Annotated in this window: 18 protein-coding genes; 13 read left to right on the forward strand and 5 right to left on the reverse strand. The window is 65.3% G+C overall.

Going from position 1 to position 18,578, the window contains the following annotated elements; all coding sequences use genetic code 11:
* From RM2_RS15675 to RM2_RS15685, 3 genes are all read right to left on the reverse strand, one after another.
* Nucleotides 1–576, reverse strand: a 576-nt coding sequence (locus RM2_RS15675) for a crotonase/enoyl-CoA hydratase family protein (protein WP_072690494.1), incomplete at its 3' end; no start/stop codon positions are given.
* 27 nt (nucleotides 577–603) lie between these two features.
* Complete coding sequence (locus tag RM2_RS15680; protein ID WP_072690565.1) at nucleotides 604–1,368, reverse strand: SDR family NAD(P)-dependent oxidoreductase; 765 nt, start codon at nucleotides 1,366–1,368, stop codon at nucleotides 604–606.
* Between the two features lie 23 nt (nucleotides 1,369–1,391).
* A complete protein-coding gene (locus RM2_RS15685; RefSeq protein ID WP_072690495.1) occupies nucleotides 1,392–2,576 on the reverse strand; it encodes a thiolase family protein in 1,185 nt (394 codons plus the stop codon).
* Between the two features lie 170 nt (nucleotides 2,577–2,746).
* On the opposite strand from RM2_RS15685, the gene RM2_RS15690 reads away from it, so the two are divergent.
* From RM2_RS15690 to RM2_RS15730, 9 genes are read left to right on the forward strand one after another with little or no spacing between them, the layout of a single operon-like run.
* Nucleotides 2,747–3,937, forward strand: coding sequence for an acyl-CoA dehydrogenase family protein (locus tag RM2_RS15690; protein ID WP_072690496.1), 1,191 nt, complete (start codon nucleotides 2,747–2,749; stop codon nucleotides 3,935–3,937).
* A gap of 48 nt (nucleotides 3,938–3,985) precedes the next feature.
* Nucleotides 3,986–4,759, forward strand: coding sequence for an SDR family NAD(P)-dependent oxidoreductase (locus RM2_RS15695; protein ID WP_072690497.1), 774 nt, complete (start codon nucleotides 3,986–3,988; stop codon nucleotides 4,757–4,759).
* A 30-nt stretch (nucleotides 4,760–4,789) separates the two neighbouring features.
* Nucleotides 4,790–5,812, forward strand: a complete 1,023-nt coding sequence (locus RM2_RS15700) for an LLM class flavin-dependent oxidoreductase (protein ID WP_072690498.1) — start codon at nucleotides 4,790–4,792, stop codon at nucleotides 5,810–5,812.
* A 14-nt stretch (nucleotides 5,813–5,826) separates the two neighbouring features.
* The gene (locus RM2_RS15705; RefSeq protein WP_072690499.1) at nucleotides 5,827–7,476 is read left to right on the forward strand and encodes an AMP-binding protein; all 1,650 of its coding nucleotides are present in this window, start codon (nucleotides 5,827–5,829) and stop codon (nucleotides 7,474–7,476) included.
* A gap of 19 nt (nucleotides 7,477–7,495) precedes the next feature.
* On the forward strand, nucleotides 7,496–8,662 hold the full coding sequence (locus RM2_RS15710) for an acyl-CoA dehydrogenase family protein (protein WP_072690500.1): 1,167 nt from the start codon (nucleotides 7,496–7,498) through the stop codon (nucleotides 8,660–8,662).
* A gap of 11 nt (nucleotides 8,663–8,673) precedes the next feature.
* Nucleotides 8,674–9,579: an HpcH/HpaI aldolase/citrate lyase family protein gene (locus RM2_RS15715; RefSeq protein WP_072690501.1), complete on the forward strand. Its 906-nt coding sequence runs from the start codon at nucleotides 8,674–8,676 to the stop codon at nucleotides 9,577–9,579.
* Nucleotides 9,579–10,046 carry a MaoC family dehydratase gene (locus RM2_RS15720; protein ID WP_072690502.1) on the forward strand — a complete coding sequence of 156 codons (468 nt, stop codon included), beginning with the start codon at nucleotides 9,579–9,581 and terminating at the stop codon, nucleotides 10,044–10,046. Before RM2_RS15715 ends, RM2_RS15720 begins: the two co-directional genes overlap by 1 nt.
* Nucleotides 10,046–11,527: an aldehyde dehydrogenase family protein gene (locus RM2_RS15725; protein WP_072690503.1), complete on the forward strand. Its 1,482-nt coding sequence runs from the start codon at nucleotides 10,046–10,048 to the stop codon at nucleotides 11,525–11,527. Before RM2_RS15720 ends, RM2_RS15725 begins: the two co-directional genes overlap by 1 nt.
* A gap of 10 nt (nucleotides 11,528–11,537) precedes the next feature.
* Nucleotides 11,538–12,755, forward strand: coding sequence for a CaiB/BaiF CoA transferase family protein (locus RM2_RS15730; protein ID WP_072690566.1), 1,218 nt, complete (start codon nucleotides 11,538–11,540; stop codon nucleotides 12,753–12,755).
* 157 nt (nucleotides 12,756–12,912) lie between these two features.
* Here RM2_RS15730 and RM2_RS15740 read toward each other — a convergent pair whose 3' ends face one another.
* The gene (locus tag RM2_RS15740; RefSeq protein WP_245813979.1) at nucleotides 12,913–13,227 is read right to left on the reverse strand and encodes a hypothetical protein; all 315 of its coding nucleotides are present in this window, start codon (nucleotides 13,225–13,227) and stop codon (nucleotides 12,913–12,915) included.
* A gap of 112 nt (nucleotides 13,228–13,339) precedes the next feature.
* On the opposite strand from RM2_RS15740, the gene RM2_RS15745 reads away from it, so the two are divergent.
* Nucleotides 13,340–13,696 carry an ArsR/SmtB family transcription factor gene (locus RM2_RS15745; RefSeq protein ID WP_072690504.1) on the forward strand — a complete coding sequence of 119 codons (357 nt, stop codon included), beginning with the start codon at nucleotides 13,340–13,342 and terminating at the stop codon, nucleotides 13,694–13,696.
* On the forward strand, nucleotides 13,696–14,145 hold the full coding sequence (locus RM2_RS15750; RefSeq protein ID WP_072690505.1) for an SRPBCC domain-containing protein: 450 nt from the start codon (nucleotides 13,696–13,698) through the stop codon (nucleotides 14,143–14,145). The genes RM2_RS15745 and RM2_RS15750 overlap by 1 nt, the downstream gene beginning before the upstream one ends.
* Nucleotides 14,146–14,521: 376 nt before the next feature.
* Here the strand turns inward: RM2_RS15750 and RM2_RS15755 are convergent, their stop codons facing one another.
* Nucleotides 14,522–15,316, reverse strand: coding sequence for an SDR family NAD(P)-dependent oxidoreductase (locus RM2_RS15755; RefSeq protein WP_072690506.1), 795 nt, complete (start codon nucleotides 15,314–15,316; stop codon nucleotides 14,522–14,524).
* A gap of 154 nt (nucleotides 15,317–15,470) precedes the next feature.
* Here RM2_RS15755 and RM2_RS15760 point away from each other — a divergent pair, with 154 nt between their 5' ends.
* Both RM2_RS15760 and RM2_RS15765 read left to right on the forward strand, forming a co-directional pair.
* Entirely contained in the window at nucleotides 15,471–16,619 is a 1,149-nt protein-coding gene (locus RM2_RS15760) for an acyl-CoA dehydrogenase family protein (RefSeq protein WP_245813980.1), read from the forward strand.
* Between the two features lie 22 nt (nucleotides 16,620–16,641).
* Nucleotides 16,642–18,576, forward strand: a complete 1,935-nt coding sequence (locus tag RM2_RS15765) for a 2-oxoacid:acceptor oxidoreductase subunit alpha (protein ID WP_072690508.1) — start codon at nucleotides 16,642–16,644, stop codon at nucleotides 18,574–18,576.
* Nucleotides 18,577–18,578 lie beyond the last annotated feature (2 nt).

Below are 18,578 nucleotides of genomic sequence, written 5' to 3' on the forward strand. Positions count from 1 at the left end.
CGACGTCGCGAGTGCCAGCGCCTCGTCCAGGGCCTGCCCCTCGGGAACCAGACGGTTAAGGAGCCTCGCGTCGTGGGCGACCGCCGCGGAGAAATAGTCGCCCGTGAGCGACCACTCGACGGCCAGTTGGTGGGGAACACGGCGGGGAAGCCGGAGGAGACCGCCGCCCCCGGCGAGTAGTCCACGCTTCACCTCGGGGAGCCCGAACACCGCCGTCTCGGACGCGACGATGAGATCGCAGGCCAGCACGATCTCGAAACCACCTGCAACCGCATATCCTTCGACGGCCGCGATCAGCGGCTTCTCCGATGACTTCTCGGTGATTCCGGCGAATCCCCGACCCTCGACCGACGGTCGCTCGCCCGCGAGGAAGGCTTTCAGATCCATGCCGGTGCAGAATGTCCCGCCGGCGCCGGTGATCACGCCGGCCACCAGATCGCTCCGGTCGTCGAGTTGGTCGAGGGCCTTGGCGATTGCGACGGCGGTGGCCGTGTTGATCGCGTTCCTTACCTCGGGGCGATTGAGGGTGATGACTTGCACCCCGCCCTGCTGTTCCACGTGTACTGGTGTGTCCATGTGATGTCCTTATGGGGCTGCATGTCCCTATCGGGGTTGCATGCGGATGGCGCCATCGATGCGGACGGTCTCGCCGTTGATCATGGCGTTGTCGACGATGTGGAGGGCGAGCTTGGCATATTCGTCGGGTTCGCCGAGGCGCGCCGGGTGCGGTGTCTGCGCCGCGAGGCCGTCACGAATCTCCTGGGAGAACCGGGACAGGATCGGAGTATCGAACGTGCCGGGCGCGATACTGTTGACGCGCACCAGTTTTCGCGACAGGTCACGGGCGGCCACCAATGTCATGCCCACGACGCCGGATTTCGCTGAAGCGTAGGGGATCTGGCCGATCTGCCCTTCCCAGGCGGCTACGGAGGCTGTCAGGACGATGGCACCGCGTTCGCCGTCGATCGGCTCGTTGCGGACCATCCGAGCCGCGGCCAGCCGTAGGACGTTGAAACTGCCGATCAGGTTGACCCGCACGATGGTCTCGTAGAGGTCGAGCGAGCCGGGTGTCCCGTCCTTCTCGACCACTCGCACGGTGCCGCCACGGCCGGCGCAGTGGACGACGGCGCGGATCGGCGCTCGTTCCTCGGCGGCGTTCAGTGCTGCCTCGACGGCGTCCGGATCAGTAACGTCGGCCGCGGCGAACACGGCAAGCTCGCCGAGTTCCTTCGCGACCGTTTCGCCGTCCGACGATGGAAGGTCGAGAATCACGGTGGGGACGTCGAGACCGACGAATCGCCGCACGGTCGCGAGACCGAGCCCGGATGCGCCGCCAGTGACGACGGCGGATCCCTGCGTGATGTCCATGGTCATTCCTCCTGCTTCTGCTGTCAGTTGCTGCCGAGTCGTTCGACGACGGTCGCGTTGGCCATGCCGCCCGCCTCGCACATCGTCTGCAGGCCGAACCGTCCACCGGTGCGTTCGAGGTGATTGATCAGCGACGTCATCAGCCGGGCACCGGAGGATCCGAGTGGGTGTCCGAGCGCGATGGCCCCGCCGACGGGGTTGAGCACGTCATCGGCGGCGCCGATCTCTCGCTGCCAGGCCAGGGGGACGGGCGCGAAGGCCTCGTTCACCTCGAAAGCCGCGATGTCGGACACCGACAGGCCTGCCCTCGTGAGTACTTTTCCGGTCGCGGGGATCGGACCGGTGAGCATCAGCGTGGGATCGTCACCGACGACGGCGGAGGCGCGGATCGAGGCACGGGGGCGGAGGCCGAGTGCGCGGGCCTTCTCCTCCGACATAATGAGAAGCGCGGCGGCGCCGTCCGAGATCTGGGACGAGTTCCCGGCGGTCACCTTCCACTCGATGTCAGGGAACCGGTGTCGCCACTGGTCGCTGTCGAAGGCAGGTTTCAGGCCCGACAGCTTCTCGGCGGTCGTGCCCTCGCGGATGGTTTCGTCCGCGGAGACGACGCCGTCGGGCGTGGTGACGGGGATTGTCTCGTTGTCGAACCATCCTGCGGCGCGCGCTGCAGCGGCGCGTTCGTGCGAGCGGGCGGAGTACTCGTCGAGCTCGGCGCGTGTGAGCGCCCACTTCTGCGCGACCAGTTCGGCCGCAATCCCCTGGGGTACCAGGTCGGGGAAGCGTTCCCGGGCACCGGGCCCGTGGGGGTCGGCACCTGCCGCGGCGGATCCCATGGGAACCCGGCTCATCGATTCGACGCCGCCGGCGATCACGATGTCGTAGGCACCGGCCTGGACTCCCTGCACCGCGAAGTCGACGGCCTGCTGGCCCGACCCGCATTTGCGCTCGATGGTGACGGCAGGGACATGGGTGGGGAATCCGGCAGACAGCAACGCCTGCCGTCCGGGGGTCGCGGACTGCTCGCCGGACTGGTTGACGCAGCCGATGATGACGTCGTCGATCAGGCCGCGGTCGAGATCGGAGCGGGCGACGAGGCCCTGCAGTACCTGGCCCAGCAGGTCGGCTGGGTGCAGGCCCGCCAGTGCTCCCGACGATTTTCCCTTGCCGACGGGGGATCGGACCGCGTCGACGACGACAGCGCGGTTCATGGCCACTCCTTACTGCGAGCCGAATCATTCATGATTATGGTTACTATAGACATGAGGTGGCTGACGGGAACTGTTCGACCCGATTGTGGTAATCCATGATTATGTTTAACATCCAATCACTGCATAATACGTGACCTTGACCACAGGCGCGGATCAGTTCTAGGGTAATCATGACCATGAAAGGTTGGGATATGGCCAAGTTGCGACTCGACGCGGACGACGATCTGCGTGAGATCCGCGCCTCTGCGGCACGTGTGGCTCGTGAGCGCTACGCGCCTAAGGCGGCTCAATGGGATCTCGAACGCACCGCGTTCCCGCACGAGGAGCGCCGATTCCTCGGCGAGCTCGGGTACCTCGGAATTTCACTGCCCGAGGAGTTCAGCGGCGCAGGTGCTCCGCTGTCGCAAGCCCTGGTCGTCATCGAGGAACTCGCGCGGGTGTGCCGGCCAGCCGCATTCCAGGTGTTCGAGGCCAACACCGGCCCCGCGCAGGCCGTTGCGCTGATGGGCTCGGACCATCAGAAGAAGAATTTCCTCCCGGACATCGTGTCCGGTGAAAAGACCATGGCCGTAGCCATTTCGGAGCCGGATGCCGGATCCGCGGCCACAGACATGACCACCAAGGCCACCCGGTCGGACGGCAACGTCACCGTATCGGGGAACAAGCGGTGGATCTCCAACGGCAGTGAAGCCGACGTGTACCTCGTGTACTGCCGGCTCAGTGACGCGCCCGGCTCGAAAGGGATCGGAGCGGTACTCGTCGAAGCTGACCGTGAGGGTGTCAGCTTCGGCGCGTGCGAGAAGTTGATGGGTTTCCGCGGGATTCCCTCCGCCGACGTCTATTTCGACGATGTGGTGGTTCCGGTAGAGAACATCGTGGTCGAGGCGGGCGGGTTCAAGTCCCTGTTCGGCGCATTCTCGATCGAGCGGCTCGGGAACACCACCATGAGCCTCGCCATCGGACAGGAAGCACTCGACCGCACGACCGACTACGTGCAGAAACGCATGCAGTTCGGCAAGCCGCTCGTCGAGTTCCAGTCGGTGCAGATGATGCTTGCCGACATGATCCTGCAGGTCGACGCCGCGCGTCTGCTCCGCGACCGGGCGGTCGCAAACATCACCGACGGGCTGCCGAACCCACTCGAGGTGTCACTGGCCAAATGTACCGCCAACGAGATGGCCAAGAAGGTCACCGACATGGCGATTCAGCTCCACGGAGGCAACGGCTACACCGAGGAGTTCGGCATCGAACGCCTGCACCGCGATTCGCACGGCTGGGCGCTCGCCGGCGGAACCCCCACCATGCAGCGCACCCGGATCGTTTCGGAGTTGCTGGGCCGCTCGTTCAACCAGCGCGCCTGACGCACTCACTCCCACACGCACATCGACTACTCCCACGAGGTGAATGGAATGCTCGGTCGCTACGAAGGTCGTATCGCCGCAATCATCGGAGGCGGATCCGGAATGGGTCGCTCCATCAGTCAGCGCATCGCGGCCGAGGGCGGCCACGTCTACGTCGCGGACCTCTCCGAGGACGGCGCCGCCCAAGTGGTCGAGGAGATCCGTTCCGCGGGCGGCGAAGCGACACCCATCAAGGTCGACGCGACGAACACCGACGATCTGAAGAGCCTGTTCGGCAAGATCGACGCAGACCACGGCGTGCTCCACGCCTTGCACGCGCAGGTCGGTATGCCCGGCCCCGGCGGGCTCGAAGTCGACGACGCCGACTGGGAGAAGAACATCGCGGTCAACGTCAAGAGTGCCTACTACTCGACCACTCTCGGGTTCGACCTGCTGAGGAAGGCCGAGGGCAAGGGTTCGGTGACGCTCACGTCGTCCACATCGGCGCTCATCGGGTCGCCGTTCAGCCCCATCTATTCGATGACGAAGGGTTCGCTCGTCCCGTTCGCGCGGTCACTGGCCCTCGTCGGCGCCAAGGACGGCATCCGCGTCAACGTCATTTGCCCGGGGCAGGTCATCACCCCGATGCTGGCGCAATTCTTCGGTCGCGAGCCGGGCGCGGACGTCTCCGCGCTCACCAAGGACTTCGTGGCCACCATCCCACTGGGCCGCGGGGCGCAACCCGAGGAGATCGCGTCCGTCATCGCGTTCCTGAACAGCGACGACGCCAGCTACATCACCGGCGTCACCATTCCGGTCGACGGCGGTCTCACCGCCCAGTAGGCCACAGACTCTTTCGAAGGGATCTTCCACATGGTTCAGGTCGGCTTGCTGCTCAGTGACGTGCCGAAGTCGGTGACCCCGGCGCAGCAGTTCAAGGACATCCTCCGCATCGTCGAGGCCGCTGAGGACAACGGCTTCAACTACATCTGCATCGGTCAGCACTTCCTGTACGGCGAACTGCGCTGGCTGCAACCGGTGCCGCTGCTCGCGCGACTGGCGGCGCACGTGGCACCGACCACCAAGCTGGTCACCCAGATCATGATCGCCCCGCTGTATCACCCGGTGATGCTCGCGGAGGAGATCGCGACCCTCGACGTCGTCACCGAGGGCCGGTTGATCTTCGGCGCAGGCCTGGGATACCGGCCCGAGGAGTTCGACTATCTGCAGGTGTCCTTCAAGGAACGCGCCGGGCGGTTCGACGAGTCGTTGCAGATCATGAAGCAGCTGTGGACCCAGGACGAGGTGACGTTCGAGGGCAAGTACTTCCAGCTCGACGGCGTCAAGCCGCATCTGTTCCCGGTGCAGCAACCGCACGTCCCGATCTGGATCGGTGCCCACGCGATGGGCGGTGTTCGACGCGCGGGGAAGTACGGCGACGGGTACGTCGTCCCGCCCGAGACTCCGAAACACGAAGTGGAAGAGCGTTACCGCGTCGTGCAGAAGCTGTTCGCGGAGCGGGGCAAGCCGTTCGGCTCCCAGCCGCTGCGGCGCAACGTGCTCGTGGCCGACACCAAGGAAGAGGCGATGGTCGAGTACGCCCGCGTGGCGAAAGGCCGCTACATCACGTACGCGAACAAGGGCCTCGACGTGATGGCCGGCAAGGACCTGGAGAATCAGTTCGCCGAGGCCGTATCCGGGCACGTCGTGGTCGGCACCCCCGACGAGGTGGTGGCCGACTTGACCGACTTCGTGACCAGCCTTCCCGTCGATCCCCTTCTTCTGCGGCCGCAGTGGCCGACGATGGACGCCGACGAGACGATCGTCGCCATCAACCGACTGGGCCAGGACGTCGTCCCCTCGATGCTGGCCATCGAACCCCGCACAGACTTCTAGAGGACACAGCGAACATGAACCAGGTGTACACGGATCTGCGACCGAACTTCTCGAATCCCGAGGACTGGACGCTGAATACGGTCCTGCGCGCGCACGCCGCGGAGCAACCGGATGCACCGTGCCTACTCACACCCGAGGAGGGCCTCGAGTGGACCTACGCGGAGGCTCTCGCCTCTGCCGAGCGGATCGCGGGAACGTGGCACAGCGCAGGTGCCCGGCAGGGTGACCGCATGGTGATCATGGCGATGAACTCGTCACGGTTGCTGCGGAGTTGGTTCGCGACTGCGGTCGGCGGCACGGTCGAGGTGCCGATCAACGCGAACAACGAGGGCGAGTTCCTCCGCCACCAGATCGTCACCGTAGACCCGCGCTGGGCCGTCGTGGACGACACGTTCGCCGAGCGCTATGTCGCGATCGCCGAGCACTGCCGCCGCATCGAGAAGTTCTGGGTGATCGACACCGGAGCCGGGATCATCGACAAAGCTGTTCAACTGCTTCGCGACAACGGCTGGGCGGCGGACGCGTGGGACATCCTCGAGAGCGGAAGTCCGGTATCGGTGCCTGCGCCGAAACCGCAGGATCTCGGCGCCATCTTCTTCACGTCCGGCACGACCGGGCCGTCGAAGGGAGTCGCGATGCCGCACTCGCAGCTGTACTTTTTCGCGCAGGAAGTCGTGAGCCTCATGCGGCTCACCCCGGACGATCGCTACCTCGCCACGACCCCGCTGTTCCACGGCAACGCCCAGTTCATGGCTGTGTACCCGGCGCTCGTCGCCGGTGCGAGCGCTGTGGTCCGGTCGAAGTTCAGTGCGAGCCGGTGGATCGATCACGTCCGCGATTCGGGGGTCACCGTCACCAACTTCGTCGGCGTCATGATGGACTTCGCCTGGAAGCAGCCGCCCCGGGAGGACGACCGCGACAACAGGTTACGCGCCGTGTATGCGGCGCCGACGGCGAGCACGATAGTGGACGGGTTCAAGGAGCGGTACGGCATCGAGGCGTTCCTCGACGCGTTCGGCCTTACCGAGACCTGTGCGCCAATCCTCGCGCCGTACGGTGTCGAGCGTCCTGCCGGCGCTGCCGGACTCGCGGCCGACGAGTGGTTCGACATCCGTCTCGTCGACCCTGAGACCGACCGTGAGGTTCCGGTCGGGGAGGTCGGCGAACTGGTGGTCCGTTCGGTGCAGCCGTGGACGTGCAGCATGGGCTACTACAACATGCCCGAGAAGACGCTCGAGGCGTGGCGGAACCTCTGGTTCCACACCGGCGACGCCCTGAAGAAGGACGAAAACGGCTGGTATTACTTCGTCGATCGCTACAAGGACGCACTCCGGCGTCGAGGTGAAAACATCAGTTCCTATGAAGTCGAGCAGGCGGTACTCGGGCACCCCGCCGTGGTCGAGTGTGCCGTCATCGGGGTGCCGGCCGACCAGGACGCGGGCGAGGACGAGGTGCTCGCGACCGTCGTCACCAGCACCGAGGTGGAGGCCGAGGAGATCCTCTCGTGGTGTGACGGCAAGATCCCGGCCTTCGCGATCCCGCGTTACCTCCGCTTCGTGACTTCGTTGCCGAAGACACCGTCCGAGAAGGTCCGCAAGGCCGTGCTGCGTGAAGACGGCATCACCCCTGACACATTCGACCGCACAGCCGTCTCCGCGGTCTGACGGCGAGGGGAACGCAGCGATGGACTTCAGCAAGAACGAGACGCACGAAGAGATCCGGCAGGGAATCGGAAATCTCTGCAAGCGATTCCCCGATGAGTACTGGTCGAAGCACGACGACTCACACGAGTTCCCGTGGGAGTTCTACAACGCCATGGCCGACGGCGGCTGGATGGGGCTGACCATTCCCGTGGAGTACGGCGGCGGCGGGCTGGGCGTCACCGAGGCCGCGATCGTGGAGCGGGAGATCGCCGCTTCGGGCGCCGGTATGGGCGGCTGTAGCGCCGTGCACATCGGCATTTTCGGCTTCGAACCGATCATCCATCACGGCTCGGAGGAGATGAGGAAGAATTACCTCCCTCGTGTCGTCACCGGTGAACTGCACACGTCGTTCGCCGTCACCGAACCCGACGCCGGCACCGACACCACCAACATCAAGACGTTCGCCAAGAAGGTGGACGGTGGATTCCTGGTGTCGGGCAAGAAGGTGTGGATCACCAAGGCACAGGAGGCGGAGCGGATGCTCCTGCTGTGCCGCACCAGCCCGCGCGACCCGAACGGAAAGCGCACGGCGGGAATGACTCTGCTGTTTGCGGAAATGGACCGCAGTACGGTGCAGATCCACCCCATCCCCAAGATGGGCCGCAATGCCGTCGACACCAACGAACTGTTCATCGACGAACTGTTCGTCGCTGACGAGGACGTGGTCGGCGAAGTCGGACAAGGGTTTCGCACCATCCTCGGCGGACTCAACGCCGAGCGGGTGATCTCTGCCAACGCCGCGCTCGGTATCGGTGAGGCGGCGCTTCGGCGCGGCGTCGAGTACGCGAAACAGCGCGAGGTCTTCGGACGTCCCATCGGCCGGAACCAGGGCATCGCATTCCCGTTGGCCGAGGCCCGCATCCGGCTGGACGCTGCGGAAGCCATGCTCGACAAGGCCACCTGGATGGTCGACCAGGGACTGCCGTGCGGTCGTGAGGCCAACGCCGCGAAGTTCCTATGTGCCGAAGCCGGTTTCTATGCCGCGGATGTCGCGCTGCAGACCCATGGCGGTTTCGGATTCGGCAAGGAGTTCCACGTGGAGCGGTACTTCCGTGAGTCGCGCTTGATGCGGATCGCACCGATCAGCCAGGAGATGGTCCTCAACTACACGGCCGAGCACGTGCTCGGCCTGCCGCGAAGCTACTAGGGAGGGAACCGGTGCAACCGTATCGTTCGATCCTGTTCGTACCCGGCCATCGTCCCCGCTGGGTGGACAAGGCGATCGCCGCCGGCGCGGACTGCCTCGTACTCGACCTCGAGGACTCCGTGCCGGCGCTGGAGAAGGAGTCAGCCCGCGCCACCGTGGCGGAGTCGATCGCCCGGGTCAGGGAGACGAGCACCGACGTCGGCCTGTTCGTCCGGGTGAATCCCTTGGCCACCAAGATGACCGGCGCCGACCTCGAGGCCGTCGTGGTGCCGGGACTTACCGGCGTCTTCGCCCCGAAGATCGAGCAGGCTGCGGACGTCTTGCAGTACGACGCCCTCCTCGACCATTTCGAGCATCGCAACGGGGTGCCGGGACTCGAGTACATCGTCCCCATCGAGACGGTGAAGGCTATCCACAACTGCCTCGAGGTGGCGACGGCGTCCCTGCGGGTGGGCGCGATGATCGGACCCTCGGCCGAACACGCCGACATCGCCCGGGAGGTCGGTTACGAGTGGACGCCCGAGGGGCTCGAGACGCTGTACCTGCGCAGCCGTGTCCTTCTCGCGTGCCGGGAAGCGAAGATCCATGCGCTGACCGGGCTCTGGGAGGATCTTGACAACCTCGATGGTCTGCGCCAGTTCGCGGTCCGGGGACGCCAACTGGGATTCCGCGGCATGATCGTGATCCACCCCACCCACGTGGAGACCGTCAACGACGTGTTCTGCCCGTCCGACGCCGACATCGAGTTCTACCGCGGGCTCGTCGAGTCCTATGAGAAAGCCGAGGCACAGGGCACCGGCGCCCTGAGATATCGGGGACTGCACATCGACAGGGCCCATTACGACAAGGCAATTCAGTGGCTCGAACGAGCCGAGTCGGTCCGGCTGAGGGCCGGTGCCGAGAGAGGCGAACAGTGATGCGCGGTTTGTATTTCGAGGAGTTCGAGGAGGGGAAGCACTACAAGCACTCCCTCACGCGCACCGTCACCGAGATGGACAATGTCCTCTTCACGTCACTCACGATGAACCTGCAGCCACTGCATCTCGACGAGGAGTTCGCGAAGAAGTCGATCCACGGACAGCGCGTCGTCAACAGCCTGTTCACCGTGGCCCTGATCGGTGCGTTCCACGTTCCGGAACTGACCATGGGAACCACCCTCGGCAACCTCGGCTACGACAAGATCAAATTCCCCCACCCGGTCTTCCACGGAGACACGCTCCGCGGGGAGACGACCATCCTGAAGAAGCGCGAATCCGAGAGCCGGACCGACAGCGGAATCGTGTGGTTCGAACACCGGGGATTCAACCAGCGTGACGAAATGGTCTGCCTGCTTGAGCGTGTCGGCCTGATGGCCAAACGCCCCACCGACGAAGAAGGTGCCTGATGACTACTGCGACCGAAGCCAAGAATCCCCTGAAGGATTGGGTCCCCGAGACTCGGACCCTACTTCTCGGTGACAGGAGCGCCGAGGCCGCGGGTGAGACGTGGGATGTGTACAACCCCGCCACCGAGGCCGTCATCGCGACGGTCACCGGTGCGTCGTCCGGGCAGGTCGACGAGGCCGTCGCCGCGGCGAGGCAGGCATTTCCGGCCTGGGCTGCGTTGAGTGGGGAGGAGCGGTCGCGGCACATCCACCGCTTCGCGGACGTTCTCGAGAAGGCCGCGGACAGGCTGCTGCCGTCGATCGTCAACGAGGTCGGCACCCCCGTCTCTCTGGCCGAATACCTCCAGGTGAAGATGGCCGTGGACGAGCACCTGCGCTGGGCGGCGGAGGCAGCGAAGACAGACCGCACCATCCACTTGGGCGAATTCGACAAGCCTGTCCCGACGATGAGCGACGTCGTACACCAGCCAGTCGGTGTGGTCGCAGCCATTACCGGCTACAACTACCCCCTCAACCTGGCGATCTTCAAGTTCGGCGCAGCCCTGGCCGCCGGATGCACCGTGGTGTTGCTGCCCTCGCCGCGGACCCCGCTCACCACGCTGTTCCTCGGCGATCTCATCAAGGAGGCTGGACTGCCGCAGGGCGTCATGAACGTCGTCATCGGCGGCGCCGACGTGGGACAGCAGCTGTCTTCGCATCCCGGGGTCGACCGGGTGTCGTTCACCGGTTCGGACGGCGTCGGCGCCAAGATCATGGAGCAGGCCGCCGCGAATATTGCCGGCGTGACCCTCGAGCTGGGTGGCAAGTCACCCAGCATCGTGCTGCCCGGGGTGAACGTGCAGAAGATCGCCGTGGAGATGCATCTGCGGTGGTCCCGCAACGGTGGTCAGGGCTGCGCCGCACTCGCCCGACTGCTCGTGCACGAGGCCGTCTACGACGAATTCCTCGACGCCGGCGCGTCGGCGTTCGACCAGATGGTAGTGGGCGATCCCTGGGACCGCGCCACCAACATCGGCCCCATGATCCGCCCCGATCACCAGGTGCGGGTCCGGGGCTTCATCGACGGCTCGGTCGCCGAGGGTGGCACGAAGCTGCTCGAGGTCACCAAGTCGCTGCCGGAGAAGGGTTGGTTCGTCAATCCCGTTCTGCTCGGCGGCCTTCCGCACAGCGCGCGAGCTGTGCAGCAGGAGATCTTCGGGCCCGTCGCGGTGATCGTCCCATTCAAGGACACCGAGGAGGCAATCCGCCTCGCCAATGACACCCCCTACGGCCTCGCCGCCAACGTGTGGTGCGACGACCTGGTCGAGGGTCGCCGCGTCGCGGAGCAGGTGCGCGCCGGCACCGTGTGGATCAACGGCGGCGGCGCCATGCGCCCCGACGCACCGTTCGGCGGGTACGGCAAGTCCGGTGTCGGTCGTGAGCTCGGCGAGTGGGGTATGCGGGAATACCTCGAGGTCAAGCACATTCAGTGGCGTATCTAGGGAGATCATGATGACTGCTTCGTCTGCGGGACCGTTGGCCGGGATTAAGGTTCTCGAGCTGGGGACCATGTACGCCGCGCCCACCGCCGGAAGAATGCTCCGCGACTTCGGCGCCGACGTCGTGAAGGTCGAGGACCCCACGACGGGTGACTATGCCCGCCAGTGGGTCCCGCAGAAGGAGGGGCTGTCGCTCGGCTTCTGCCGTCTCAATACTGGAAAGCGTTCGGTGGGAATCGATCTTCGCTCCGCCGAGGGCCGCGACCTCGTCCTCCGGCTCGCCGCGGGGGTCGACGTCGTGGTCGAGTCCTTCCGGCCCGGCCGGCTCGAGGAATGGGGACTCGGCTACGAGGAATTGAGCAAGGATCACCCGGGACTCGTCATGGCCCGGGTGTCGGGGTTCGGGCAAACCGGCCCCAAACGCCTGCTGCCCGGGTTCGGGACGGTCGCCGAAACGGTCAGCGGCTTCGCGCACGTCAACGGCTGGCCCGACTCGCCGCCCACGTCCCCACCGTTCGGGTTCGCCGATTCCATCGCCGGGCTGTCGGCCGCGATGGGCGTCGCGATGTCGCTGTATAAACGCGAGCGCACCGGACAAGGTGAATGCGTCGACGTCGCCCTGTACGAGCCGCTGATGTTCATCATCGGCGACATGTTCCTCAAGTACACCTCGCTCGGCGAGATCCAGCAGCGAATCGGCAACAGCACCGGTGCCGCGTCCCCGCGCGGCATCTACGAGGCCGGCGACGGCAGCTTCCTGTCCATCGCGGCGTCCAACCAGGGCATCGCGAAGAGGCTGTTCGCGGCGATGGGCCGGCCCGAGGTGATCGAGGATCCCCGGTACGCCACCAACGCCGCCCGGTTGCAGAACAACGACGAGGTCCAGGCGATGGTGAAGGACTGGGTGCGGTCGATGCCGCGCGCTGAGGTCCTCGCCATCCTGGAGAAGTTCGAAGTGGTGGCCGCACCGGTCAACGATGCCTCGGACGTCGTGGCCGATCCGCACTTCCAGGAACGCACCCTCGTCGAGATCACCGGCAACGACGTGATGAAGGGCGTCCTCATGCCCGGTCCGGTGCTGCACATAAACGGGTACGAAGGTCCGTCCTACGACGGCGTTCCTGCCATCGGCGAGCACACGGCGGAAGTGCTGTCGTCGGGGCTCGGTCTGAGTGCCGAGGAGTTGTTGACCCTCGCTGAGGCGGGCGTCGTCAGTCGCTCACCCGGCTAGTACCAGGTGCGTACCTATCGATCCAGGTACGCCCACATCACGTTGCCGATTCTCGCATCGCCTTGGCTCGCCGGAACGAAAACCGAAGCGATAAAAGGGGAATCGGCGTCACCGAACAGGGCATGCGCGACCGCTCGCCATAAGTGCCGTTGCAGTACTAGGCGGTGGTGTAGCTGGAGGATTCGAGGGTATTCAACGCGGTGAGCAGCCGGTCGGGGATGGGAGCTTTGGTTCCCTCGGCGCTTCGCACGGCGTAGGTGATCTTGCCGTGGGCGACGAGTTCGTCGCCGCGGACGAAGTCGAAGCCGAGCGTGTAGGACGCGGTAGCGAGCCAGTCGAGGCCCACCGTGCACGTCAGCTCGTCCGCGTCGTCCACGGCACATGGGTTCGTGCTCACTTGACACTCGAGCAGGTCGCCGATCAAGGCGAAGAGATCGCCGACCACAGTGCGGGCGCCGGTCGGTCCGCTCATTGTGAGTTGTCGGCATGTCCGAGTAGTTAAATCGCGACTTCTCCTACGTGCGGTGCATTAATACTTAAGTGATTACTTGACTGTCATCAGTGCCTATGCCTACGGTTGTGGCGTGCCCGATGACATCGATGCAGTCTTCAAAGCGCTGGCGAATCCCGCCCGGCGCGACGTCATCACGCGTCTGGCCTACGGGCCCGCGACCACATCGGCGCTCGCGGGACCGCTTGATATGTCCTTGGCCGCAGTGGTCCAACACTTGCAGCACCTCGAATCGGCCGATTTGGTCGTATCACGCAAGGTCGGACGGACCAGGGTGTATGAACTACGCCAAGACGGACTTTCGCGCCTGGAGCGGTGGTCGGCAAGCAGGCGAAATCGCTACGAGGCACGTTTGGACCGGCTCGACGAGGTGGTCGCTGCCCTGACGGCCGCCGACTCGACAGATCAGACCAACCAGAAAGGACCCTGATGAGCACTCCCACCCTGAGTCACAGCACAGTGGAGGTGGCCCGCAGTTATCCGGTGTCGCCGGACAAGATCTTCGCGGCCTATGCAGACGTTGAGCGGCGTGCTTCCTGGACGGCACCCGAGGGGCACGAGGTGGTGTACGTAAGCACCTCGTTCGACCTGGACGGGGTGGATGACTTCCGGTGCGGGCCTGTCGGTCAGGCAGAACTCACTGGCCGAGTCCGCTACCTCGATATCAAAGAGGGTGTTCGTGTGGTTTATAGCGAGACGATATCGCTGGACTCGGAACCACTGGCTATCTCGTTGGTGACCTGGAGCCTCGATCCGAATGACATCGGGACCGAGGTCACCGTGGTCTCGCAGATCTGCTCGTTTGTGGGTGACGACATGATCGCCGGCACTCGCGAAGGACTCTCGATGGCTCTCGACAACCTCGCCACCGCGCTCTGATCTTGCCCGGAATGGATTCGGGGCACGTACTTCACCGATCGCTACACACGAGGCGAAATGACTCTCCGCCTCCTCGATCGGTCCAACGGGCACACCTCCTATCGGGAGGCCGCTGACCGTGTGGCGCAAGTCCGCTCGGGGCAGGACAACATCTGAGCTACGGCCCGCCGCCGGACATCTTTGCTTGCGATCAATCAGGCGGCCTCCACTTGCTCTGGCTGCGCCCCGCACACGCGGAGGACACTCGCACCAAGAGCCGACCCGGACGATTCCAGAGGTGTTCGGAGGTCGATACCGATGGCGGCCAGGGGATCTGCATCGGGAGCCGGGGCAGGTGGCGGGGCGGGGCGGGGTTAGCATTCTGCGAAGGCTGTGGTCATGGCTGACCGCCGTCGACGGTGATGACGGAACCGGTGGTGTAGCTGGACGCGTCGCTGGCGAGGTAGAGCGCGGCGCCGACGATTTCTTCGGGCTGCCCACCGCGCTTCGCGGCGAATGTCTCGGCGCGGGCCGCGAACGCATCCTTGTCCCACGCGTTGCTCACGTCGGTGAGGAACGTGCCCGCCATGATGGCGTTGGTGCGGACCGTGGGGCCGAATGCGCGCGCGAATCCTGCGGTCAGTGCGTTGAGGCCGGCCTTGGCGGCCGCGTAGGGGAGGATCTCGGGCCGCGGGTGGACCGCGCCGACGCTCGAAATGTTGATGATGGATCCACCGTCGCCCTCGGCCATGCGCGTTCCGACGAGCGAAGTGAGCCGGAACGGGCCCTTGAGGTTGACGCCGAGAACCTTGTCGAACAGGGTCTCGCTGACCGTGTCGAGGCTCTCGTAGAGCGGCGACATTCCCGCGTTGTTGACGAGGACGTCAACCTTGCCGAAGTGGCCGTAGGCGGCGTCAACGAGCCCGTCGATCGAGTCCCATTTCCCCACGTGAACGCTGTAGGGGAGGGCCATGCGGCCGGTCAGGGCAGTGATCTCGTCGGCAGTGGTCTTGCAGGACTCGAGGTCACGACTGGCGACGACCACGTCGCATCCGGCGGCGGCGAGCCCGAAAGCCATGGCACGGCCCAGTCCGCGGCTGCCGCCGGTGACGATGGCGGTGCGCCCCGTCAGGTCGAACGCCTGGCTGGGATCGAAGGGGCCGTGATCCCTCCGGTCGGTCGATCCTGTCATCTGATGGTCCTCCGCGCATAGTCGTCGACGACTGGGTATCCCTTGCTATTGTGATCATAGATTACCGGTGGTGATGCAGTTCACGTCCCGAATGCCTCAACACGTGCCCGGCGGCCGACGCGTCTTTCGAGAATCATGAAGAATGGAGTACGACGTGAGTATCGATCAGCAGGAACTCTTCGCGCTACCGGCCGAGTACCGAGACTTGCAGGCGGAAGCGCGGGATCTCGCTGCGTCGTGTGCCGATATCGCGGCGCGCGCCGACGAAGCCGATAGCCTCGACACTGACACCCGGAAGCGGTTGCGGGCATCCGGTCTGGCCCGCGTCGTCGTTCCCGCTCGATTCGGCGGACGCTACGAACGGGTCGATTCCCTGGCCGTCACCCTCGTCCGCGAGCAACTGGCCGCGGAGTCGGCGCATCTCGATTCCCTGTTCGCGATGCAGGGCATCGGCAGCTACGGCATCGCCGTCGGCGGATCCGAGGAACTGCAGCGCGAATGGCTGCCGAAGGTTGCGAACCTCGACGCCATCGCTGCTCTCGGGCTCACCGAACCCCACGTCGGATCCGATTTGAAAGCGCTGACCACCACAGTCGTCGAGCGCGACGGAAAGCTGGTGGTCAACGGACACAAGTCGTTCATCACCAACGGGGGCGACGCCGACTTCTATAGCATTCTGGCGCGCGAGGGCGACGGATACTCACTGGTCCTGGTGCCAACGGACGCTCCCGGTCTGTCGACGCAGCGGCCGCACCAGATCATCGCCCCGCACGTCCTCGGCGACGTGATCCTCGAGAACGCCGAAGTGCCGATCGGCAACCGTATCGGCGAACAGGGCAAGGGCTTCGGTCTCGTGCTCGCGACACTCGCCACATTCCGCGTCTCCGTCGCGGGCGCCGCGGTGGGGATGGCCGAGGCAGCGTTGCGCGAAGCGGTGCGCCACGCCAATGGTCGCGAGCAATTCGGAGTGAATCTGTCCCGGCTGGGTTCGGTGCCCGAGCACCTCGCCTCAAGCTGGACCGACATCGAGATGGCCCGTTCGCTCACCTACCGCGCGGCCGCGGCGGCCGCCCGCGACGCCCGCGGCAACCTCCACCTGTCGTCGATGGCCAAGGTCGGAGCGACCGAAATGGCCGCCCGGGTGATCGACCGGTCGGTGCAGATTATGGGCCGATTCGGACTCGTGCGCGGCGGAAAGCTGGAACGCTTGTACCGCGAAGCACGGCCGATGAGGATCTACGAGGGATCCACCGAGGTCATCCTCGATTCCCTCGCGAAACAGCTGATCAAGGACCGCCACTAGGTAGAGAGATCTTGGTGCATCGATGACGACGGAGGCAAACTCCACGAAACTGGAGCGGGTGGCCATCCGCTTTGCCGGCGACTCGGGTGACGGCATGCAGTTGACCGGCGACCGGTTCACCTCGGAGGCTGCGGCGTTCGGCAACGACCTCGCCACTCAGCCCAACTTTCCCGCCGAGATCCGGGCGCCTCAGGGCACGCTGCCCGGTGTGTCGTCGTTCCAGATCCAGATCGCGGACTACGACATTCTCACGGCCGGCGACCGCCCGGACGTCCTGGTCGCAATGAACCCGGCGGCACTGAAGGCGAACCTGGCCGATCTGCCGCGCGGAGGCATGATCATCGTGAACACGGACGAGTTCACCAAGCGGAATCTCTCGAAGGTCGACTACGCCGCGAGTCCCCTCGACGACGACTCCCTCGACGACTACGTGGTGCATCCGGTGGCGATGTCGACGTTGACGGTCGGCGCGGTGGAACCGGCCGGCCTGAGCCGGAAGGACGGCGAGCGGGCGAAGAACATGTTCGCTCTCGGGCTGCTGTCGTGGATGTACAACCGTCCCACCCACAGCATCGAGCGGTTCCTGCGGACCAAGTTCGCAGCGAAGCCGCAGATCGCGGAGGGCAATTTCCTCGCGTTCAAGGCTGGGTGGAACTACGGGGAGACGACGGAGAGTTTCGCGACCACATACGAGGTGTCGGCTGCGGCATTGCCGCCCGCCACCTACCGTCAGGTCACCGGGAACACGGCCCTTGCCTACGGGGTGGTGACTGCGGGGCAGTTGGCTTCGCGGGACGTCTTTCTCGGCACCTATCCGATCACCCCGGCGTCGGACATCCTGCACGAGCTGAGCAAACACCGGAACCTCGGTGTCACCACCTTCCAGGCCGAGGACGAGATCGCCGGCATCGGTGCGGCGCTGGGTGCGTCGATCGGGGGTGCGCTCGGGGTGACGAGCACCTCCGGGCCAGGGCTGGCGCTGAAGAGCGAAGCGATCGGGTTGGCGGTGATGACGGAGGTTCCACTGCTGGTGATCGACGTCCAGCGCGGCGGCCCGTCCACCGGGCTCCCGACGAAGACCGAGCAGTCCGACCTGCTGCAGGCGATGTACGGGCGCAACGGCGAATCGCCCGTCGCGGTGGTCGCACCGCGCTCACCCGCGGACTGTTTCGATGCCGCGGTCGAGGCCGCCCGGATCGCTTTCACGTACCGCACACCGGTGCTGTTGCTGTCGGACGGTGCCATCGCGAACGGCAGCGAGCCGTGGGCCATCCCGGACGTGTCCGAACTGGCCCGGATCGATCCAGGCTGCGAGACGGCACCACCTGTGGACGGCGAGTTCGCACCGTACGCCCGCGACCGGGAGACGCTCGCGCGTTCGATGGCGATACCGGGAACACCCGGACTCGAGCATCGGATCGGCGGACTCGAGAAGTCAGACGGCAGCGGCGACATCTCCTACGATCCTGCCAATCACGACCTCATGGTGCGGTTGCGTCAGGCGAAGATCGACGGAATCGCGGTTCCCGAGGTGGTCGTTGACGACCCCTCGGGGAAGGCTGACCTGTTGCTCGTCGGATGGGGAAGTTCGTACGGGCCCATCGGCGAGGCATGCAGGCGTGCTCGTCGTGAGGGCAAGAAGGTGGCCCACGTGCACGTGCGCAACCTCAATCCGCTGCCCGCGAACCTCGGTGCGGTGCTTCGCAGCTACAGGACCGTCGTAGCACCGGAGATGAATCTGGGTCAGTTCGCGATGATCCTCCGTTCGAGGTTCCTCGTCGACGTCCAGTCGGTGACGAAGGTGCAGGGACTCGCCTTCCTCAGCGACGAATTGCACAAGGTGATCGACTCCGCGCTGGCAGGAACGCTGCGTGAGCACGAGCTCGCGAAGACCTCCGACGCGCTCGCGTCGGCAACCTACCGAACGACCGCAACAGTGCAGGAGGAATCGGCGTGACA

Source organism: Rhodococcus marinonascens NBRC 14363 (assembly GCF_001894885.1).
Taxonomy (GTDB): Bacteria; Actinomycetota; Actinomycetes; order Mycobacteriales; family Mycobacteriaceae; genus Rhodococcus_F; species Rhodococcus_F marinonascens.